Below are 7,369 nucleotides of genomic sequence, written 5' to 3' on the forward strand. Positions count from 1 at the left end.
TGAACGAAAACTGGTCGAAGGTCTAGTAAGCCAGCTCGCCCCCAGATGCGTCAGCGTCGGTTCAAAGGTCGTCGCGGTGCCACGCCCGTAAGTCGCCGAATATTGGCCGACCTTATCTTCTTCAAATCGACCCCATACCCAGCAATCCTTTTGCTTAACGAAGCGTAATCGGGCGGTTCGTCGGAAATGCCGCATGCAAGGGCGCTCACAGTCCTTCGTGCGGCTCAACGGCAGACGCTCGGTGCGGCAGAAGCAATTCTTGGGTCTTAACGCAGCACCGTGGGCGGAGCGAGGGTATCATGAAGCTCAATACGCACGACCTTGAGTTCATCCTGAAGCAGATCAAGATCGCCGAGGCCCATACGGCCGGGACGCCCTTGACCGAGTTGGTCGATAATCCGCTGGTGCCCTACGGGCTACGCACGGTCGACGGCACCTACAACAACATCATCCCGGGCAGGGAATGGGTCGGGTCGTCCGACCAGACCATGCCGCGCCTGCTCGATCCGGTCTTTCGCCCGGCAGAGAATGGGCCTGGCGGGGCACCGACGAGCTACCAGCAGACCTCCGGGAACGTCTACGACTCCCAGCCTCGTGTGATCTCGAACCTGATTTCAGATCAGACGATCGGCAATCCCGCCACGATCATTTCCGCGCTGACCAATCTTGKGCACGAGGACCCCTATCTGTTCCTGCAGGCGCATGCGGCTGTCTATGAAGCTGCCGTGTTGGCCTATGAGGAATGGGAGACGGCTGACCGCGGCCTCGCGCAGGCGAACGCCAATCTTGCACTTGCGCAACGCGCAATCGGACCAGCGCAGGGTCAGGTCGCTGTGGCACAGGCTGCTTTCGATCTGGCGGTTGCAGAGGGGGGCGATACCGGGCCGGCACTGGCTGCGCTCGCCACCGCGCAGGCAAGTCTCGCCACGGCCGTAGGCAATGCCACTGCTGCCGCGGCGGCCGTCGGCGTCGCAACCGCGACGCTAGCGGCCGAAGTGCAGCAGAAGCACGTCGCCTACGACGCAATGACGGACGCGCTCGGCGTCACGATGCAGGGCGACACCGTCCTTATCCCGAACGTCGCGCCCGATTTGGGCGACACCGCTCCGTTCAACGGGTTCTTCACGCTGTTCGGCCAGTTCTTCGATCATGGGCTTGATCTGGTCAGCAAGGGCGGGAACGGCACGGTCTATATCCCGCTCCAGCCCGACGATCCGCTCTACGTCGCCGGTAGCCCGACCAATTTCATGGTGCTGACGCGCGCGCAGAACCAGCCGGGCGCCGACGGTGTGGTGGGTACCGCCGATGACGTGCGTGAGCATAACAACGAGACGACGCCCTGGATCGATCTGAACCAGGTCTACACCTCGAATCCGTCCCACCAGGTCTTCCTGCGGGAATACGCCATGCTGGACGGCAAGCCCGTCGCGACCGGGCGCATGCTGGAGGGGGCGAATGGCGGCCCTCCGACCTGGGCCGACGTCAAGGAACAGGCTGCGTCCAAGCTCGGCATCCTGCTGACCGATGCGGACGTCCTGCGCGTTCCGGCGATCCTGACCGACCTCTATGGCGAGTTCATTCGGGGGGGCACCGGCTTCCCGCAGTTGGTCACCGGCACCGGCACGGGCTCCGTCGAGGGAAATCCGGGCGCGCTGGCTGTGGCCTCGGACGCCTTGTCGGCTGGCCGCGCCTTCCTGAACGACATTGCCCACACGGCGGTGCCGGGCGGGCTGGTCGATCATGACCGAAACCCGGCAACCGCGCCCGTTCTCGTGCTTGCCGACGATGATACCGTTGCCGGAAACCAGATCGCTCTCAACCAGTTCGGGATTGCGACAACCTATGACGACGAACTTCTCAATGCTCACTTCATCGTCGGCGATGGTCGCGGCAACGAGAATATCGGCCTGACCTCGGTCCACCATACTTTCCACCACGAGCACAATCAGCGCATCGACCAGATCAAGACGCAGTTGCTKACAGGCGAGGGGGCAGACGTCGCGTTCCTKAATGAGTGGCTGCTGACCGATGTCACGGTGATGCCGACATCGCAGGCCGAGATCGATGCGCTGGTCTGGGATGGCGAGCGTCTGTTTCAGGCCGGCCGGTTCTCGACGGAGATGGTCTATCAGCATCTCGTCTTCGAGGAGTTCGCGCGTGCCATCGCTCCCGATGTCGATCCCTTCGTGTTCTCCAACACCACAGTGATCGATGCCGGGATCGTCGCCGAATTCGCCCATGTCGTCTATCGCTTCGGGCATTCGATGCTCACCGACACGATCGACATGTTCAAGCTCGATGCGAACGGCAATCCCGTCGCGTCGGACATTGCACTGTTCGACGCCTTCCTGAATCCGATTGCCTTCAATGCTGCCGGTACGACGGCCGAGGCTGCGGCTGCGGCGATCCTGACCGGGATGACCCGGCAGGTCGGAAACGAGATCGACGAGCACATTACCGATGCGCTGCGCAACAATCTMGTCGGCCTGCCGCTCGACCTCGGCGCACTCAACATAGCGCGGGCTCGCGATACCGGCATTCCCTCGCTCAATGAGGCCCGCCGCCAGTTCTACGAGGACACGCATGACAGCCGCGTGAAGCCTTACGAGAGCTGGTACGATTTCGCGCTTTCGATGAAGAATCCGGCCTCGCTGATCAACTTCATCGCAGCCTATGGCACGCATTCCTCCTTGCTCGGCAATCTGACGCTTGAACAAAAGCGGGATGCCGCAACCCTGCTGGTCATGGGCGGGGCCAATGCGCCGGCCGATCGCATCGCGTTCCTGAACGGGACGGGCGCCTGGGCGAATGCCGCCAATGGCGCGACCATCACAGGCCTCGACGCAGTCGATTTCTGGATCGGCGGGCTCGCCGAGAAGAAGATGGCCTTCGGCGCGATGCTGGGGTCGAGCTTCACCTATGTCTTCGAGTACCAGATGGAGCAATTGCAGGCCGGCGACCGGTTCTACTATCTGAGCCGGACCCAGGGCCTGAACCTGCTGAACGAGTTGGAGGCGGATTCCTTCGCGCAACTCCTGATGCGCAACACGGATGCAGGGGCCGAGGGAGCGCCGCATATCAACGGGGCAGCCTTCCAGACGGCCACCTACATCCTCGAGATGGACCCGACCAAGCAGATCACGGGCCTAGGCCTCAACGGCAAGGCGGACCCGACGCATACCAACCCGGTACTGCAGGCCATTAGCCCGATGGTCATCCGCGACAATCCCGCGACGCCTGGCGCCGACAACAATTATCTGCGCTATACCGGCGTCGATCACGTCGTCCTCGGCGGCTCTGCCGGAAACGACATCCTGATCGGCGGCGAGGGGGACGACACGCTCTGGGGTGGGGCGGGCGATGATCGCCTCGAGGGCGGCTATGGCGTCGATCACCTGCATGGTGKAGCCGGCAATGACATCATCACCGACAGCGGCACGGATATCGGCGCAGCCGACGTCATTCATGGCGACGCCGGCGATGACGTCATCACGCCCGGCAACGGTCTCGACCTGATTTTCGGCGGGGACGGCAGCGACTTCATTTATGGCGGCACCGAGGGCAAGACCGTCTCGGGTGGCCAGGGCAATGACTTCATCCGCGGCGGGACGGGAGGCAGCTTCCTGGCCGGCAACGAGGGGGACGACTGGATCGAGGGCGGGGACAGCTTCGACACCCTGGCCGGCGAAAACTCCGAGCTGTTCTTCAACTCGACGATCATCGGCCATGACGTGCTCAACGGCCGCGGCAACGACAATGATTACGACGCCGAGTCGGGCGACGATATCATGATCCAAGGCGAAGGCGTCGAACGCAATAACGGCATGGCCGGGTTCGACTGGGCGATCCACAAGGGCCACAACGAGGCCGCTGACTCCGACATGGGCATGACCATCTTCCAGAACCAGCAGGACAACATCCTGCGCGATCGGTTCGACCTGGTGGAGGGCCTGTCGGGCTGGAAATACAACGACAAGCTGACCGGGCGCGAAGTCGTCATGGGCGCCTTCGACGAAAACGGCAATGCGACGCAGGTCGACCCCGGTGCGCCTCTCGACTCCTATTCGAGCGCGCTGCTCGAGAAGAACCTCTCGCTGATCGCGGGACTGGAGCGGCTGGTCGCGCATCTCGACCGGACGACTGTGACGGTTGCCGGCAAGACCGAAACCATCGTCATGGACACCTCCGACGCCTCCGACATCCTGCTGGGCGGCGGCGGCAGCGATCTAATCGAAGGCAAGGCCGGCAACGATATCATCGACGGCGACTCCTGGCTGAACGTGCGGATCAGCATCCGCGATGACCAGGGCAATGAACTCGCAACGGTCGACACGCTGTCGGACACGATCACCAATGCGGACCCGTCGGTTGCGCATTGGAACGGGCGTTCTCTTCCAGAACTGATGCTCTCCCGTGAGATCATACCAAATCAGCTCAACATCGTTCGCGAAATCCTCGACGGAAACCAGGCCGGCGATATCGACACTGCGGCTTACTGGGATGTCGCGGCCAATTACCTGATCAGCCGCAATGAGGATGGCAGTGTCACTGTCACGCATGTCACCCAGTCCGCAGCGGTGATCGATCCGACCACGGGGCGGGCGCGCCAGTCTGACGGATCCGACCGGCTGTTCAATATCGAGGCGCTGAAGTTCGCGGACCAGACCGTCAGCCTCAACCGGCTCGTGACCGGGGCGCTGACCATCACGGGCACCGAGAACGTGCTGACCGCGGACACCTCTGGCCTCAGCGATGCCGACGGCCTCGGCACCTTCAGCTATGCTTGGCAATCCTCGACGGATGGTGGCGTCACCTGGAACACGATCGCTGGCGCAGCATCTGCCAGTCTGACCGTCTCGGCCGCCCTCACGGGCCAGTTGATCCGGAGCGTCGTGAGCTATGTCGATGCTCGCGGTTTCGCGGAGTTCGCAATCTCCGATGTGACGGCGAAGGTCGGCAGCAACACCAATGGCGCGGTGGTCGAGGTCATCAACGGAACCGCCGACGCCAACCTGCTCAATGGTCGCGGCGGCAACGATACGATCAACGGGCTGGCCGGCAACGACATCATCAATGCCGGGGCCGGGGCCGACACGGTCGATGGCGGGGATGGCAACGACACGATCGATGGCGGTGCGGGCAATGACGTGCTCTCTGGCGGAGCCGGGAATGACACGATCATCGGTGGCGCCGGAAACGACACCCTGACTGGCGGCGCCGGCAACGACACGCTCGACGGCGGCGACGGCACGGCCGATGTTGCGGTCTATGCCGGCCCGATCACCGACTACGACATCGCGCTGGATGGGACCGGCCGGATCGTGGTGACAGGCGCGGCCGAAGGCACCGACACGATCAGCGGTGTCGAGCGCTTCTCGTTCGGCGGGACGACCTACACGCAGGTCGTTGCGGGCACGAACGGTGCCGACGGCGCGCTTCTCGGCGGAGCCGGGTCTCAGCTCATCTTCGGCTTTGCCGGCAATGACACGATCATCGGTGGCGCCGGAAACGATGSCATCCATGCGGGAGCGGGCGACGATATCATCGCCTGGGCCGTCGGCGATGGCCGCGACGTCGTCAATGGCGGAACCGAAGGTTCCGTCGGCGACACCTTCTCGATCACCGGAGCGGTCGGCGCCGAGACATTCCGCGTCTATACCCGCGCCGCCGCCGCCGGCGTTGGCGGGATCGGCTATACCGGAACGGCGGAGATCGTGATCACCCGAAGCGTCGGGGCCGGGGCGGCGACGATCATCGCCGAACTGACCGAGATCGAGGAGATCGTGATCAACGGCGCGCCCGCATCGCCTCCAGGCGGTCCGGTGAACACCACCATCGCCGGTGACACGATCCAGGTCTTTGGCGATTTCACCCAGACCAGCCTCAACCTGAACACCATCACGATCGATGGCACGAGCGGCAACGACACGATCGACATCTCGGCGCTGAGCTCTGCGCATCGCATCGTCTTCAGGTCAAACGGTGGCAATGACACGATCATTGGCTCGCTTCGGGCTCAGGACGTCATCGAGCTGCCGGATGGCGCGACGCTGGCAGACTACGAGGCGACCGATAATGGCGACGGTACGACGACCCTGTCGAATGGCAGCCACTCGATCACCTTCACCGGGGAGATGCCGGTCATCGATGATGGCGACGACGATGATGATGACGACGATGACGACGGTGCCGGCAATGGCGACGATGACGACGACGATGATTGCGGCTGTGACGACGACGATGATGATGACGGGGCTGGCACGGGTACACCGCCTCCCGGTTCGGGCACCAATCCCGGGACGCATGTCGGGACGGGGCTGAGCGATGTCCTGATCGGGGCGGCGGGGGCCGACAACCTGATMGGCCAGGGCGGCGACGATACCCTGATCGGTGCGGGCGGCGACGACACGATCTCGGCKGGCGAYGGCAACGACTTCGTCGATGCCGGGGAGGGTCGTGACGTGGTCTTCGGCGGGGCCGGCGACGACGTGCTGCTTGGCGGGGCCGGCAACGACCTGATCGATGGCGAGGCCGGCAACGACCGGATCTTCGGTGGCACGGGCGACGACCGGATCACGGCCGGCGCCGGCGACGACACTGTGGTGGCGGGCGCGGGCAATGACGTGATCGTGGCGACAGTGGGCGACGGCAACGACGTCTATTTCGGCGATGACAGCGACGGCGGCACGGGCATCGACACGCTCGACATGTCGGCGATCACGGCGAACCTGACGGTCGATCTCGGCAACGGCCTGCTCGGACGCGGCAGCGCGGTCAGCACGCAAACCGGCAGCGACACGCTCTGGAGCATCGAGAACGTCGCGACCGGCTCGGGCAACGACACGATCACGGCCAGTGCGGCGGTGAACGTGATGGAAGGCGGGGCGGGCAACGACACCTTCCGCTTCGAGAGCAAGGAAGCGGCGGATGGCGACACCATCCTCGACTTCGAGCCTGGCGATAAGCTCGACCTCTCCGGCATCGACGCCAATGGCGCGCTCGCCGGCAACCAGAGCTTCACCTTGACCAACGGCCCGGCCTTCACCGCCACGGCCCAGCTGGTGGTCGCCTACGAGACCCGGGCCGACGGCGACTACACCGTGGTCAAGGGCAATGTCGACGCCGACGGCGATGCCGACTTCCAGATCAACCTGAAGGGCAGCCACACCCTGACCGGCAGCAACTTCAGCTTCTAGAAGCCGCGCCTTTTCGGCCGGCGGGCCCCGTGCCCGCCGGCCGGCACTCCCTTCCTGCACCGCCTTCCTGCCGACTGCTTCTCCTTTTGACGGTTTGCGATCATGGCACCTTCCAAGGCACAGACCTCCGCCCGCAAGCGCGATGCCGCCAGGCTGACGCTCGGCTTCCGCTC

The 7,369-nt window shown here is 64.1% G+C and carries 1 protein-coding gene; it reads left to right on the forward strand.

The features are described from left to right. Positions 1-299 precede the first annotated feature (299 nt). Positions 300-7,196: a peroxidase family protein gene (locus AC1DJT_RS13945; protein WP_476834260.1), complete on the forward strand. Its 6,897-nt coding sequence runs from the start codon at positions 300-302 to the stop codon at positions 7,194-7,196. Positions 7,197-7,369: the final 173 nt, after the last annotated feature.

This window comes from Allobosea sp. 05T422_2, from assembly GCF_056396265.1.